We start from the raw sequence: 13,062 nt of genomic DNA, 5'->3' as shown, positions 1-13,062 counted from the left end.
CCGTGGTCACCGTCGCCGGCCACGGCGTCCAGGTCGCCGAGCCACCCCTCGGCGTCGCGCAGGGATTGGCGGGTGGCCTCGAGGGCCGCCACGCACTGGACCGCATAGCTCCGGGAGCCGCGGTCGGCGTCATACGCTGTCTCGGTGGCGTCGACATCGGCCGTGTCATTGCTGCGGTCACCCGTCTGGGCTGCGGCAACACCGCGTCGGTAGGCGGGCGTTTCGGCCGGCGCCGCCCAGAGCGGCTCCAGCTCGTCATCCAGCCACGTGACGGTCAGCGAAACACCGGACATGTCCAGGCTGGTGACCAGCTCCCCCACTTCCGGCAGGACCAGGGTGTAGCCGGCGTCGCGCAGGAGCGGGGCCACTGTCAGCCAGAGGACGAAGAGTTCCTCGTGCTTGGTGGAACCGAGCCCGTTCAGGATCACCGCGAGGCGGTCTCCGGCATCGGGCGGGGTTTCGGCGAGGATCCGGGACACAAATTCCTGGCCGAGTTCCTTGGCGGACGGCAGGTCCGTGTCGAAGAGGCCCGGCTCGCCGTGGATTCCCAAACCGAGCCCCATCTGCCCGTCAGAGAGAGTGAACAGCGGGGCGTCGGCGCCGGGAAACGTGCAGCCATGGAACGCGCTGCCGATGGTCCGGGTCAGGCTGTTGGCCTTCCGGCCCAGGCGCACCACATCGGCCAGGTCCGCGCCGGCTTCGGCGGCGGCACCCATGATCTTGAAGACGGTAAAGTCACCGGCTATCCCGCGGCGCGTCTCAGCTTCCGACGGCGGCGCACTGGCGATGTCATCAGTGACCAGGACGTTTTCAACCCCGATGCCCTCGGCGGCAAGCCGCTCGCTGGCCATCCCGAAGTTCAGCACGTCCCCGGCATAGTTGCCATAGGTGAACACCACGCCGGCGCCTGACTCCGCAGCCTTGGCCACAGCGTAGGCCTGTTGCGCTGAGGGTGAGGTGAAGATGTTGCCCACCACGGCGCCGTCGGCCAGTCCGCTGCCGATCAGGCCGGCAAAGGCCGGGTAGTGCCCGGATCCGCCGCCGGCGAGGACCGCCACTTTCGGCCGGGCCGGACGGTGGCGGCGAACGGCGCCGCCGGGGACCTGGCGCACCAGGCCGGAGTGGATATCGCAAAATCCGGCCAGGGCTTCGTCCGCGAATTCGGCGGGATCGTTGAAAATCTTGGTCATGGTGGGCTCTCTGATGGGGTCTACGTCTGCAGGTGGAGCGCTGCTAGTGGATGTGGCTGCCGCCGTTGATGTCGATGGTGGTGCCCGTGAGGTAGGCCGACTCCTCGGAGGACAGGAAGGTGATGACGGCGGCGATTTCCTCGGTGGTGGCGTTGCGGCCCAGGGGGATGCCGGCGTTGATGGCGGCTTCCTGTTCCTCGGTGCTGCCCACGCGGATGTTGGTGTCCACGGCGCCCGGGGTGATGGCGTTGACGGTGACGCCGGTGGCACCGATTTCGCGGGCCAGTGCCTTGGTCAGGCCGAGGATTGCCGCCTTTGCTGCGGAGTAGGGGACCTTGCCGAAGACGCCGCCGCCGCGCTGGGCCGAGACGGAGGACATGTTGACGATCCGGCCCCAGCCGTTTTCGATCATGTCCGGCAGGAACGCCTTGGTGACCAGGTAAGTACCCGTGGCGTTAACGTCCATCACCTTGTGCCAGAGCTCAAGGGTGGTTTCCAGGAACGGCACCGGCGAGGTGATCCCGGCAATATTCGCAAGGGCTCCCACCGGCGGAAGGTTGCCGGCAGTGATTTCGGCCTTGACGGCTGCGTAAGCGGCGTTGACGGAACCTTCGTTGGCGACGTCGACCTCGTAGCCGAATGCCGGGACGTTGAACTCATTGCCGATCTCGGCGGCTACCTTGGCGGACTTCTCGGCGTCGAGGTCCAGGATCACCACCGCCCAGCCCTGGTTCGCGTAGCGGCGTGCGGTGGTGATGCCGATGCCGCGGTCCGAGGTTGCTCCGGTGAGGACGGCAGTGCGCTGGATGGTGGTCATGATGCTCCTTGTAATTGGTTGGTGTAGCTGGGTGATTCAGATGAGGTCGGTGATGAAGCTGGCCGCTTTGGCGGCGGCGGCGGGGCGTTCATCGTGGGTGACGTCGCGGGTTTCGAGTTCGAGGGAGAAGTGGCCGGTATAGCCGCCCGCCGCAAGGGCGTTCAGTCCCGCGGCGAAGTCCGCGTTGCCGTTCCCGATGCTGAGGTTGATGTTCCCCGGCACGGCGTCCCGGAGGTGGACGTGGGAAATCCTTCCCTCGTGCCGCTTGAGGTACTCCAGAGGGTCCTCCCCGGCAGCCACGATGTGGCTGAAGTCCATGACGATCCCGACGCCGGATCCGGCCAGCCGCTGCGCCAGCAGTTCGGCTCGTTCCAGGTTCCAGCAGAACCGCAGGAAGTGCAGCGATTCGGTCCAGAGTTCGACGCCGAATCCGGCGGCCCGCTGTCCGGCGTGGGTGAGCTGGGCCGCGATGAGGTCGAGATCGGCTTCCAGGTTCTGGACCGGTTCGTGGCCCAAGGCGCCGCACGGCAGGACAAGCGCCCTGGCGCCGGTTGCGGCCGTCAGGGTGAGCAGGGCTTCCAGGTGCCGCTCGCGGGCGGCCTGCTGGCCGCCGTCGAGCACTGCATTGAGATCCCCGATGTCCCCGTTGACTGAACGGACCCGCAGCCCGGATGCGGCAACTTCCGCAGCAACGGCGGCAACAGCGTCCAGGGTCAGTTCATAAGGGACGTGGTCACACACTCCCGGCAACGCGCCCAGATCGATTTCGTCGAAGCCAAGTCCGGCGATGGTGCGCAGGGCAGTCGCCAGGTCCTGATGGCGGAAGCTGATGGACGAGCAGCCGAGCCGGGAGTTGAACATCGTCGTTGATCCTCTGGTTCATGCGTTGCGGGTGGTGATGCAGACCACACTATCGGTGGTGACTGTCAACAGTCAACTGTTAAAGTTGACTGTTGACATTGGATCATGATGCAGGTCACACTTGACGCATCAGTTGTTAACAGTCGACAGTGGTGGTGCGAGAGCATCACGCTTTTCGAAAGGAATCACATGAGCAACGAGGCTCTGAAAATGCGCGGCCACGTGCATGGCACCAAGGACGCCAAGCGCGTCGCGATCGGCTCCGGTGTTGGCGCCGTCATTGAGACGTACGACTTTATTGGCTTCGGCACCGCCGCTGCACTGTACTTCGGAACCGCCTTCTTCCCCACCGGCGATCCCGTCACCGGAACGCTGGCAGCGTTCGCCACCCTCGGCGTCGGCTTCGCCGCCCGCCCCATCGGCGGCATCATCGGCGGGCACCTGGGCGACAAGGTGGGCCGCAAGCCCGTCCTGGTAGCCTCCCTGATCCTGATGGGTGTGGCCACGTTCCTGATCGGCCTGCTTCCCACCTACGAGCAGGTGGGCCTGCTCGCTCCGGCGCTGCTGGTCTTTGTCCGTGTTGTCCAGGGCCTGGCCTTCGGCGCTGAATGGGGCGGCGCCATCCTCATGAGTTACGAGCACGCACCGTGGAAGTCCAAGGGCAAGTACACCGGCATCGTCCAGGCCGGGTTCCCGGTAGGCCTGCTCCTGGCGAACCTCGTGTTCCTGGTCAGCGTGAACCTCGGCGGCGAACTCGCCTGGCGCGTCCCGTTCCTGGCCAGCATCGTGCTGGTGGCCGTTGGCCTGATCATCCGCTCCAAGGTCCCCGAGTCCCCGGTCTTTGACGAGGTCAAGGAAAGCGGCTCCATTGTGAAGAACCCCATCATGGAGGTCATCAGGACCGACTGGCGCAGCATCGTGCGCGGCATCGGCCTGCGCATCGCCGAGACCGCCGGCTACGCCGTGTCCATCACCTACATGATTTCCTACCTGCACACCCAGCAGCTCGCTGACAAGACCCAGACCCTCGTGGCATTGTGCATCGCCTCGTTCATCGGCATCTTCGCCACCATGGCCTGGGCCCGCCTCACGGACAGGATCGGGCGGCGCCCGCTCTATATCTGGTCCACGGCCTTCGCCCTCCTGTTCGGCATCCCCATGTTCCTCATGGTCAACACCGGCATGTTCATCTTCGTCATCGCCACGATCGTGATCTCCTACGCCGTGTGCCAGAACTCCCTCGCCGGTGCGCAGGGCCCCTGGTTCCCCGAACTGTTCCAGGCCAAGACCCGCTCCTCCGGAGCGTCGCTGGCCTACCAGATCTCGGCCATGGTCTCCGGGTTCACCCCCTTCGTCACCACCCTGCTGTTCGTAGCACTCGGCTGGATGGGCCCTGCGCTCCTCTTCAGCCTGTACGCCGCGATCGGACTCTGGGCCGCCCTCGTCACCCGCGAAACCTGGGGCAAGCGCGAGCGCCAGCTCGCCGATGAGGCCACCAAAAGCACCCCCCAGTCGGTGAACGTCTGATGACCACCACTCACGAAGTGCATACGGCCACACCCCTCCGGAAAGGGAGCACCACGGAAACTCCGGCAGAACGGCTCGAAAGGGTATCCGCGGCCGCCTACCGGATCCGCCACCACGCCCTGAACATGGGCGAGGTGCAGGGCCAGGGCTACGTGGGCCAGGCCCTGGGAGCCGCGGACATGATGGCAGTCGTTTACGCCGACCAGCTCCGTTTCCGCCCCGAGGATCCGCACTGGGAAGCACGTGACCGGTTCCTGCTCTCCACCGGGCACTACGCGATCGGCCACTACGCAGCCCTGGCCGAAGCCGGCACCATCCCTGTCTCTGAGCTTGAGACCTACGGCTCGGACGATTCACGGCTGCCGATGTCAGGCATGTCCACCTACACCCCCGGCATGGAAATCTCCGGCGGGTCCCTGGGCCACGGCCTCCCGATCGCCATCGGCATGGCCCTGGGCCTGCGTTACCAGGGCTCCGGAGCGAGGGTCTACAACTTCCTCTCCGACGGCGAACTGGACGAAGGCTCCACCTGGGAGGCCGCCATGGGCGGGCACCACCACCAGCTGGGAAACCTGACAGCCATGGTGGACATCAACGCCCTCCAGGCCGACGGAAAAACCGATACCGTGCTCCGCACCGAACCCGTGACCGAGAAGTGGGAAGCATTCGGCTGGTACACCCAGCGCGTAAACGGGAACGACGTCGGCGCGCTGCTCGCAGCGTTCGACAACGCAGCCGCCCAGGCCGCCGCCGTCGGAGCCCCCTCGGTGATCCTGTGTGACACGAAGGTGGGCCGTGGAGTGCCGCTGCTGGAGGAACGGGAGAAGGCGCACTTCATGCGCATCGAGGAACACGAGTGGCAGACCTGCCGCGAACAGCTGACCGCAGGATTCGAACGAAAGGCAGTCCGATGAGCGCCGTTGCCGCACCCAAACTGAAGACCTCGGCCATGATCGCGTCCTTCGCCGATCCCGGCCAGAAGACAGCCCCGGCACCGTTCGGGCATGCGCTGGTCAAAGCCGCTCAGGAAAACGACAAGATCGTTGGCCTGACCGCGGACCTGGGCAAGTACACCGACATGCACATCTTTGCCCAGGCCTTCCCGGAACGGTTCTTCCAGATGGGCATGGCCGAGCAGCTCCTGTTCGGCGCCGCGGCCGGCCTGGCCGAGACCGGGCTCGTGCCGTTCGCGTCCACCTACTCGGTCTTCGCCGCCCGGCGGGCCTACGATTTCCTCTGCCTGGACGCCGCCGAACCGAACCTGAACGTGAATATTGTGGGCGGGCTTCCGGGCCTGACCACCGGTTACGGGCCCAGCCACCAGGCCACCGAGGACATGGCCATCTTCCGCGGCATGCCCAACCTCACCATCGTGGACCCGTGCGACTCGACCGACATCGAGCAGGCCGTCCCGCAGCTGGCAGCCAGCGAAGGACCCACGTACCTGCGCCTGCTCCGCGGCAACGTCCCCACCGTGCTGGACGAATACGGCTACACCTTCGAACTCGGCAAGGCGAAGGTCCTGCGCGGCGGGAACGACGTTGTGTTTGTTTCCTCAGGCCTGATGACCATGCGCGCCCTGCAGGCCGCAAAGGCACTGGCGGAGCACAACGTGGATGTCGCGGTCGTGCACACCCCCACCATCAAACCCTTCGACGCCGCCACGGTCCTGGCCGAGATCAATACCGACCGCCTGGCCGTGACCCTGGAGAACCACAGCGTGACCGGTGGCCTGTTCGAAACGGTGGCCTCCGCCGTCGTCACCGCGGGTATTGGCAGGCGGGTGGTGCCGGTGGCGCTGCCGGACGCGTTCCTTGATGCCGGGGCGCTGCCCACCCTGCACGACCGCTACGGGCTCACCGTGCAGAAGATCGTGGCGAAGGTCCTGTCCGAGCTGAAGTAGGCCGCCCCACAGAAGCTTCTTCCGGAAGCGCGGAGCCATCACCACCGGGCTCCGCGCTTCTGGCGTAGCATCAACAGTTAACGCGCCACTGTAAACAGTCGACCACTGACATTGAGGAAGTAACCACGATGGCCGGAGCAACAGCACCGCTGCTGGGACTGCAGAAGAAAAGCCTTCGCGAGCAGGCCCTCGCCGCTCTTCGTGCGGCCATCACGAGCGGCGAACTGGAGCCGGGCAGACACCTGGTGGAAACCGAGCTCTCGGAAATGCTCCAAATCAGCCGGGGCACGCTCCGCGAAGCCCTCCGCCAGCTGGAGCAGGAGGGGCTCCTGTCCGCCGGACCGCGCGGCCGCCTATCGGTCAGGCACCTGGATGCCAAGGAAATCCGCGACATCTTCTCCGTCCGGGCAGCCCTGGAATCCCTGGCGGCGCGGACCCTGTGCGAACTGCCGGACCGGCAGCTCGTGGGCAGCAAGCTGCGCGCGGCCATTGATGCGATGACTGCGGCCGAGAACGGCAGCATGCAGGAGCGCGTGGAGTCGGACCTGGAATTCCATCGGACCTTGTGCCGGCTGACCGGAAATGAAACCCTGCTGCACTCCTGGGAATCGCTTGAGGGGTCCATCCGGATGTCCATCATGTTCGCGGGACAGGAAAGGGGCATCAAGAACATGAGCGTGGACCGGCACAACGAGATTGTCGATGCGATCGAAACCGGCGATGCCTCCCTGGCCCGGAACACCATCCGCGAGCACATGGACACTGCCGCCGCGAACCTCGTGGCGTAACGCCTGCACCGCCGTCGGCTTCCCTGCGCTGTCCTTTCGCCAGGGCAGCCACGCCGTATACTCGTTGCCAGCCATGACCATCCTCCCGTCCTCCCCCGCCAGCGTCCGCATCGACGCCTGGTTGTGGGCCATCCGCGCCTACAAGACCCGCTCCCTGGCCACAGCCTCCTGCCGGGCGGGACATGTGCGCCTGAACGGCTGCCCGGCCAAGGCGTCGGCCACCCTGGTTACCGGCGATACGGTCACCATCCGGATGTCCGGCTTTGAACGCACCCTTGAAGTCCGCCGCCTGATCGCCAAACGAGTGGGCGCCGAAGCCGCATCGCACTGTTTCACTGACCACACACCGCCGCGGCCAGTGGCACCGGCGCTGGGCCTCCCCCAGCGGGACCGCGGCGCGGGGCGGCCCACCAAAAAGGACCGCCGCGAGATGGAACGGCTCAAGGGCCCGGCGTGACCGAACTCGTTTTGGCGGGAGCACGGCAGCCGGGCGGGTCCGGGCCCGTCAACCTGCACCTGCGCGACGGCGCCGTGGCCGGGATCAGCACCGGTGGAGAGTTGCCGGCAGGCGTCCGGGTAGTGAATCTGGATGGACGCTATATCATTCCCGGACTCTGGGACGAGCACGTGCACATGACCCAATGGGCCCTGCACACCAACAGGCTCGACCTCTCGGGGGCCGCCTCCGCGGGCGCGGCGGCCGCCGTCGTGCGTTTCCATGCATCTGCTGCGGACCCTTCCCTCACCACCGTTGGTGTGGGCTTCCGCGATGCGCTCTGGCCGGATGTTCCCACCTTGGAAATGCTCGACGCCGCGACCGGCGACCAGCCGACGGTCCTGATCAGCCATGACCTGCACTGCGTCTGGCTGAACAGTGCGGCGGCCCGCCGTTACGCAGTGGAGCCGGATGCCAGCGGGCTGCTTCGCGAAGAACCGGCGTTCGCCCTGACCCGCGAGCTGGGAAAGCTGCCGGACAGTGTTGTTGATGCGTGGGTCCTGGACGCCGCGCGCGACGCAGCAACCCGGGGTGTTGTGGGCATAGTTGACTTCGAAATGACGTGGAACCGTGAGCCCTGGCTGCGCCGGATCGCGAACGGATTCAACGCGCTCCGGGTGGATGCCGGCGTCTATCCGGAGGACCTGGACCGGGCAGTCAATGCGGGAATGCGCACGGGACAGGAGGCCGACGGCGGCAATGGGCTGTTGCGGACCGGTCCGCTGAAGGTGCTGATCGACGGTTCGCTGAACACCCGCACGGCCTACTGCGCGGACCCTTACCCCCACGGCGGGCATGGCCTGCTCACCGTGAGTGAAGAGGAACTGTTCAAGCTGCTGGTCCGCGCGGGGGAGGCCGGCTTCGTCCCGGCAGTCCATGCCATCGGAGATGCCGCCAACCAGGTGGCTTTGGACGCGTTTGAACGTGCCGGCATAGGTGGCCGGATCGAGCATGCCCAGTTTGTCCGCGCGCAGGACCTCCGCCGGTTTGGCCGGCTGGGCGTCACCGCGAGCGTCCAGCCGGTTCACGCCCTGGATGACCGCGACGCCGCCGAGTCCAACTGGCCCGGCCGCACCGACCGGGCCTTTCCGCTGCGGTCCCTCCTGGATTCCGGCGCAACCCTGGCCCTCGGCTCGGACGCTCCCGTTGCACCGCTGGAGCCGTGGGCCGCCATCTCGGCGGCCACCACCCGTGCCCGGAGCGACGGACGCGGGCCCTGGCATCCGGCGGAGGCCATTTCACGGCAGCAGGCACTGGCTGCCTCCGCCAGGGGACGCAGCGACCTCCGGATTGGCGATCCGGCCGACCTTGCCGTCCTCGACGCCGATCCGCTCAGCGTCCCGGACGCCGGCCTGGCCGGCATGCCTGTGGCCGCCACGCTGCTGGCAGGCAGGTTTACGTTCGACGGCGGTTTGGCCTAGTCCGGGATGCCGGTTTCCGGACGCTGGTCCTTCGTGCGCGCCTGGACCAGGTTCGCGAACGGCAGCTTTCCGTGGGCTTCGACGAACTCTGCGTGATACCGCGCTTCGGCGTTGTTAAGTTCCTCGGCAGGCAGCTCTTTCCACGCCACGATGAGCGCATCCGTGTGGGTCAGCTGCCAGATGAGCCGGCCGTCCCAGTGGCCCGGCGGTTTCCCTTTGCCGAAGTCGAGGAACTCCTGAACCTGACGCCGGAGGCCCCTGTTTCCCTTGCTTCCCGGCCCCGCCTTGCCGATGTAGAGGATGTCCGCCCCGTCCACCCATTCGGCCAGGAGGGGCTCCGGGGGCAGGCTGGGATCCTTCTTTTTGAAGATGCCGGCGGTGCTTTTCTTCAGGAAATGCGGCTCGTACTCATTCGGCCGCATCACCGCGAACAATCCGGTCCCCTGCGGCACCCTCATGATCTCCAGGCTGCCGAGGGTCCTGAAGCCGGCAAACCCATCCGCTTTGAGCGTTTTCCTGTCCATCCAGAAGACGTTACCCCGCGGGGCGCCAACCCGGAGGAGCGAAATCACCCTGCGCACCCCCACGCCCAAAAGCGTAGAGTGGAACAAGACGCCTGATTCTGGACGCCTTGCTGCTGAGGGAGAGATCGTGACGATTGACTGGGACGAAAAAAAGGCCCTGCTACAGGAACCAAACATCGCGGCGGTGACGCAGCTCTGCGATGAACTGATGGAAAAGAAGCCAGGGTCCGTCGTCCCGTACATCGACCCCGTGCACGACGAGGACGAATGCCGGATCGTCAGCCTCCATGTCAGCCCGGGCAAGGGCACCGAGTCCGGTTTCGTCTCGCACTTCAATGACGACGAAGCCGCCCGCCGCGCCACGCAGATCTACGAACTGGCCGAGCTTGACCCCCGCTACGTGATGCCGTGGAACGCCTACCCGTGGGTGCGGGACCCCGATCTTCCCTCCGCGCTTAACGTCCAGGAAAAGACCGACGGCCTGCGCCCCTTCCGGCAGTTCCTCAAGATCAACCGGCGAGTATCGGCAGTTATCGCCCACGGCACAGACGCCTCCACGTTCCTTACCCTCTTCGAGAAGACCTACCATTCTTCGCTGAAGAACAGCGGCATCAAGATCTACAAGGCCAGCGCGCTCGGCGGGCGGGCCTTTGCTGTTTCCGAAGCCAAGCAGGAGGACCTCCTGGCCAAGAGCGTGGATGTCTACAAGGACGCCATGCAGCGGGCGGGCATCCAGCACCTTTAGGCTCTGGCCCCTGGCCTCCGACGGCGCTATGTTGAGCCTACTGATGACGTTGGACTTCGCATCAGATTCGGTTCCAGTCGAAGGAGACGCTGTGAGCACGAAGGTAACGAAACGGATTGTCGTAGACGTGCCGGTCGGCACCGCCTACAACCAATGGACCCAGTTCGAGGACTTTCCGCATTTCATGGGCGGCGTGGAAAGCGTGACGCAACTCAGCGCTGACCGGCTGAAGTGGGTTGCCCACATTGCCGGGGTCCGCAGGCAATGGGAAGCCAGGATCGTCGAGCAGATCCCGGACAGCAGGGTGGCGTGGACGTCCACCGAAGGCGCCACGAACTCGGGGGCGGTGGACTTCAAGGATGACGGCGGAAACAAAACGCAGCTGTCACTCACTCTGGAATACCAGCCCGAAGGAATCGTGGAAAAGGTCGGCGACCTGCTCCACGTGGTGGCCCGGCAGGCCGAGCACGACCTGAAGAAGTTCAAGGAGTTCATCGAACACGAGGGGCACGCCACCGGAGCCTGGCGGAAATCGGTCCCCGGCGCTGAAGCCGGAACACCCTCGGGAAAAGCTGCGGGGACCAGCAGGTTCGCGCACCCATTCGACCAGACCAACGGCCTGGTCGATTTCGAGGGCGAGTCGGACGAAACGGCCGAAGGCGAGAACTACAGCGCGGCCGAACGCAAGGCCCGGCACCGGGACGAAGGCTACATACTGCCGCCGCCCACCAGCGGCTCGAACTAAACAGATATTTCCCGCACGACGGCGGCGCTGAACGGAGCACGTCCGTCACCGCCGGGGGTCAGCCTTCCAGCAAGCGACGGCGGTGCTTGAGCTCCTTGACCCATGCCCTGGTGACCATGTCCGGGAACGGCGAGTCGCCGTCGTCGTTCTTGCCGGGGACGTTCTTGCCGCCGCCATTGACGCCGGCGAACGCGGTGCCCGCCTCGAGATCCGCGATCAGCGGACCTGACGCCTTCAGGGCCACGTCCAGAACCTGGACCGCCGTGCGCTCGGTAAGGCCCAGCTCCTTGGCCCAGCCAAGGAAATGGCGCCGCGAAATGCCGCTCCGTTTGCCGTTAAGCGTCAGCGCCAGGGTCTTGTCCCCGTAGACCACCGTGGAGGGGATGTCGTACACCGGCGCGATGGTCCACTCGCCGTGCGGCTGCTGGACCATGGAAACGTTCTTCGCGTGCAGGTCCCCGTTGCCGCTCAGCCACGCAAACGCTCCCTGGATGGCGAGGTTGCGCAGGGCCGGCAGGGGTGCGGCGCAGTAGTCAGCGAGGGCGTGGCACACCGTCCCGAAGCCCACGTTGTACTTGTCCGCCGGATACAGCTTCAGGACCTGCGCCCCGTCTTCGACGGCGAGCCGCTGAATCTCGTGGGACTGTCCGCCGGGAACCGGAACCCGGTCGAAGCGCTCCACCAAAAGGCCGGGCCGGCCCGCGACATCCCGGATCAGTTCGACCCTGCTCAGCGGAATCCGCAGTTTGGCCGCGTACCGGAACATCACCAGCTCGTTCTCCACCACATGCGGAAATTCCGGCGCATTGAGCTTGAGGATGAACCGTCTGCCGGCGCTGGCTACGGGGAGCGAGATCATCCCGGCGGACAGCTTGTCCTGCACCCCGGCGAGCGCCACGGGATCGATCAGGTCCGGATCCCCCAGCAGCTGGTCGAAGTCCACCGGCAGTTTGGTGTCCACCTCGACCGCATGCTCGTCAGGGTCCAGCGGTTCGCCGTGCCCCACGATCTGGACGTCGCCCACCGGGTTTCCGCCGGCGGCGATGAGGAGGGAGAGGTCGTCGTCGGCGCTGGTCTTGATGGATCGCCTGAGAGCATTGAGCCGGCGGCCTTCGGGCAGCAGTCCGGTGAAATAGGGCGGCGCCGCCCCCGCCGCGGAAAGGACCGGCTCAGTGGTCAGGGGAAGGGAACTGGCGACGGCGGGTCCCCCGGACGCGAGATAGGCCGGCAGGTAGCTGAACCTGGTCCCGCCGTCGTGCCGTTCCAGCCGCGCGGCGGGCACGCCTGCTTTGTAGATGTCAGCGACGCGGTGTTTCATGGCCCTGCTGCTTCGGGGCTGGTTTCGCGCGTGAGCGCCCTGGCAGCTTCGCTGGACCGGGTGGCGAGCCGGAGCTCGAGGCCCAGGGTTTCCAGCACGGCGGTCAGTGAATCCAGCTGAACGCTCGGTTTACCCTGCTCCACAAACCTGACAAAGCGCTCGGAAACACCGGCCATATCGGCGAGGTCCTGCTGCGTCAGGCCCAGCCCGGCGCGGCGGGCGCGGACCTCCGCGGCCACCAGGTCTGTGAAAGGTTCAGTCATCGCGCTCCAATAGGTACGATCGTGCCGTTCTGTTGCCTGTCACCAGACTACGCCGATCCATTGATCCTGAACACCGACATAACGGAACGATCGTACCGATTCTGCAACTTTCAATTTCGCCTCAAACGGCACTACAGCAGGCTGTCCAGCGTCACGAAGCTGTACCCGGCAGCGCGGACGCGTTCGATGATCTGCGGGAGGGCGTCCGCGTCGAGGGTGGAGCCGTCGTCGGGGTTAGAGCCGATGTGCATCAGGACGATCTCGCCCGGACGCAGCGCAGCCAGCACCCGGTCCGCCACGATCTGCGCGCTGATGCTGCCGCTGGTCCCCTTCCAGCCGAGCGTGTCCACGGTCCACCGCACAGGTACGTAACCGAGGTTGTTCACCGCGGCGATGGTGCGGGCATCGCGCTCACCGAACGGAAAGCGGAAGAACGGCCTCGGGTCTGCGCCTGCGGCCAGGAT

At 66.0% G+C, this 13,062-nt stretch carries 15 protein-coding genes; 8 read left to right on the top strand and 7 right to left on the bottom strand.

The window, feature by feature from the left end:
- From DBR22_RS05550 to DBR22_RS05540, 3 genes are all read right to left on the bottom strand, one after another.
- Positions 1-1,190: dihydroxyacetone kinase family protein (locus tag DBR22_RS05550; protein WP_108598159.1), on the bottom strand; the 1,190-nt coding region annotated here is incomplete at its 3' end.
- Between the two features lie 43 nt (positions 1,191-1,233).
- Positions 1,234-2,007 (bottom strand): SDR family NAD(P)-dependent oxidoreductase, encoded by a 774-nt coding sequence (locus DBR22_RS05545; protein ID WP_108598158.1) that lies wholly within the window; start codon positions 2,005-2,007, stop codon positions 1,234-1,236.
- 36 nt (positions 2,008-2,043) lie between these two features.
- Positions 2,044-2,868, bottom strand: coding sequence for a sugar phosphate isomerase/epimerase family protein (locus tag DBR22_RS05540; RefSeq protein WP_108598157.1), 825 nt, complete (start codon positions 2,866-2,868; stop codon positions 2,044-2,046).
- Between the two features lie 189 nt (positions 2,869-3,057).
- On the opposite strand from DBR22_RS05540, the gene DBR22_RS05535 reads away from it, so the two are divergent.
- The 6 genes from DBR22_RS05535 to DBR22_RS05510 all read left to right on the top strand — a co-directional run bounded on the left by DBR22_RS05535 (position 3,058) and on the right by DBR22_RS05510 (position 9,003).
- Positions 3,058-4,395 carry an MFS transporter gene (locus DBR22_RS05535; RefSeq protein ID WP_108598156.1) on the top strand — a complete coding sequence of 446 codons (1,338 nt, stop codon included), beginning with the start codon at positions 3,058-3,060 and terminating at the stop codon, positions 4,393-4,395.
- Positions 4,395-5,309, top strand: coding sequence for a transketolase (locus DBR22_RS05530; protein WP_108598155.1), 915 nt, complete (start codon positions 4,395-4,397; stop codon positions 5,307-5,309). The genes DBR22_RS05535 and DBR22_RS05530 overlap by 1 nt, the downstream gene beginning before the upstream one ends.
- Positions 5,306-6,298, top strand: coding sequence for a transketolase family protein (locus DBR22_RS05525; protein WP_108598154.1), 993 nt, complete (start codon positions 5,306-5,308; stop codon positions 6,296-6,298). The genes DBR22_RS05530 and DBR22_RS05525 overlap by 4 nt, the downstream gene beginning before the upstream one ends.
- A gap of 128 nt (positions 6,299-6,426) precedes the next feature.
- Positions 6,427-7,086, top strand: a complete 660-nt coding sequence (locus DBR22_RS05520) for a GntR family transcriptional regulator (protein ID WP_108598153.1) — start codon at positions 6,427-6,429, stop codon at positions 7,084-7,086.
- A gap of 73 nt (positions 7,087-7,159) precedes the next feature.
- Positions 7,160-7,543: an RNA-binding S4 domain-containing protein gene (locus DBR22_RS05515; RefSeq protein ID WP_108598152.1), complete on the top strand. Its 384-nt coding sequence runs from the start codon at positions 7,160-7,162 to the stop codon at positions 7,541-7,543.
- Entirely contained in the window at positions 7,540-9,003 is a 1,464-nt protein-coding gene (locus DBR22_RS05510; RefSeq protein WP_108598151.1) for an amidohydrolase, read from the top strand. Before DBR22_RS05515 ends, DBR22_RS05510 begins: the two co-directional genes overlap by 4 nt.
- Here the strand turns inward: DBR22_RS05510 and DBR22_RS05505 are convergent.
- A complete protein-coding gene (locus tag DBR22_RS05505) occupies positions 9,000-9,527 on the bottom strand; it encodes a hypothetical protein (RefSeq protein WP_108598160.1) in 528 nt (175 codons plus the stop codon). The genes DBR22_RS05510 and DBR22_RS05505 overlap by 4 nt on opposite strands.
- 127 nt (positions 9,528-9,654) lie before the next feature.
- On the opposite strand from DBR22_RS05505, the gene DBR22_RS05500 reads away from it, so the two are divergent.
- Entirely contained in the window at positions 9,655-10,272 is a 618-nt protein-coding gene (locus DBR22_RS05500) for a uracil-DNA glycosylase (protein WP_108598150.1), read from the top strand.
- A 91-nt stretch (positions 10,273-10,363) separates the two neighbouring features.
- Positions 10,364-11,017, top strand: coding sequence for an SRPBCC family protein (locus DBR22_RS05495; protein ID WP_108598149.1), 654 nt, complete (start codon positions 10,364-10,366; stop codon positions 11,015-11,017).
- A 58-nt stretch (positions 11,018-11,075) separates the two neighbouring features.
- Here DBR22_RS05495 and DBR22_RS05490 read toward each other — a convergent pair whose 3' ends face one another.
- From DBR22_RS05490 to DBR22_RS05480, 3 genes are all read right to left on the bottom strand, one after another.
- Positions 11,076-12,335 carry a type II toxin-antitoxin system HipA family toxin gene (locus tag DBR22_RS05490; RefSeq protein ID WP_108598148.1) on the bottom strand — a complete coding sequence of 420 codons (1,260 nt, stop codon included), beginning with the start codon at positions 12,333-12,335 and terminating at the stop codon, positions 11,076-11,078.
- Positions 12,332-12,598, bottom strand: a complete 267-nt coding sequence (locus tag DBR22_RS05485) for a helix-turn-helix transcriptional regulator (RefSeq protein ID WP_108598147.1) — start codon at positions 12,596-12,598, stop codon at positions 12,332-12,334. The genes DBR22_RS05490 and DBR22_RS05485 overlap by 4 nt, the downstream gene beginning before the upstream one ends.
- A gap of 131 nt (positions 12,599-12,729) precedes the next feature.
- The coding region (locus DBR22_RS05480) for a polysaccharide deacetylase family protein (RefSeq protein WP_146187400.1) at positions 12,730-13,062 on the bottom strand (333 nt) is incomplete at its 5' end.

The organism is Arthrobacter sp. HMWF013 (assembly GCF_003061105.1).
In the GTDB taxonomy this organism is placed as follows: domain Bacteria; phylum Actinomycetota; class Actinomycetes; order Actinomycetales; family Micrococcaceae; genus Arthrobacter.
The sequence above is the reverse complement of the archived record's forward strand: the minus strand, read 5'-3'. Positions and strand labels throughout refer to the sequence as shown.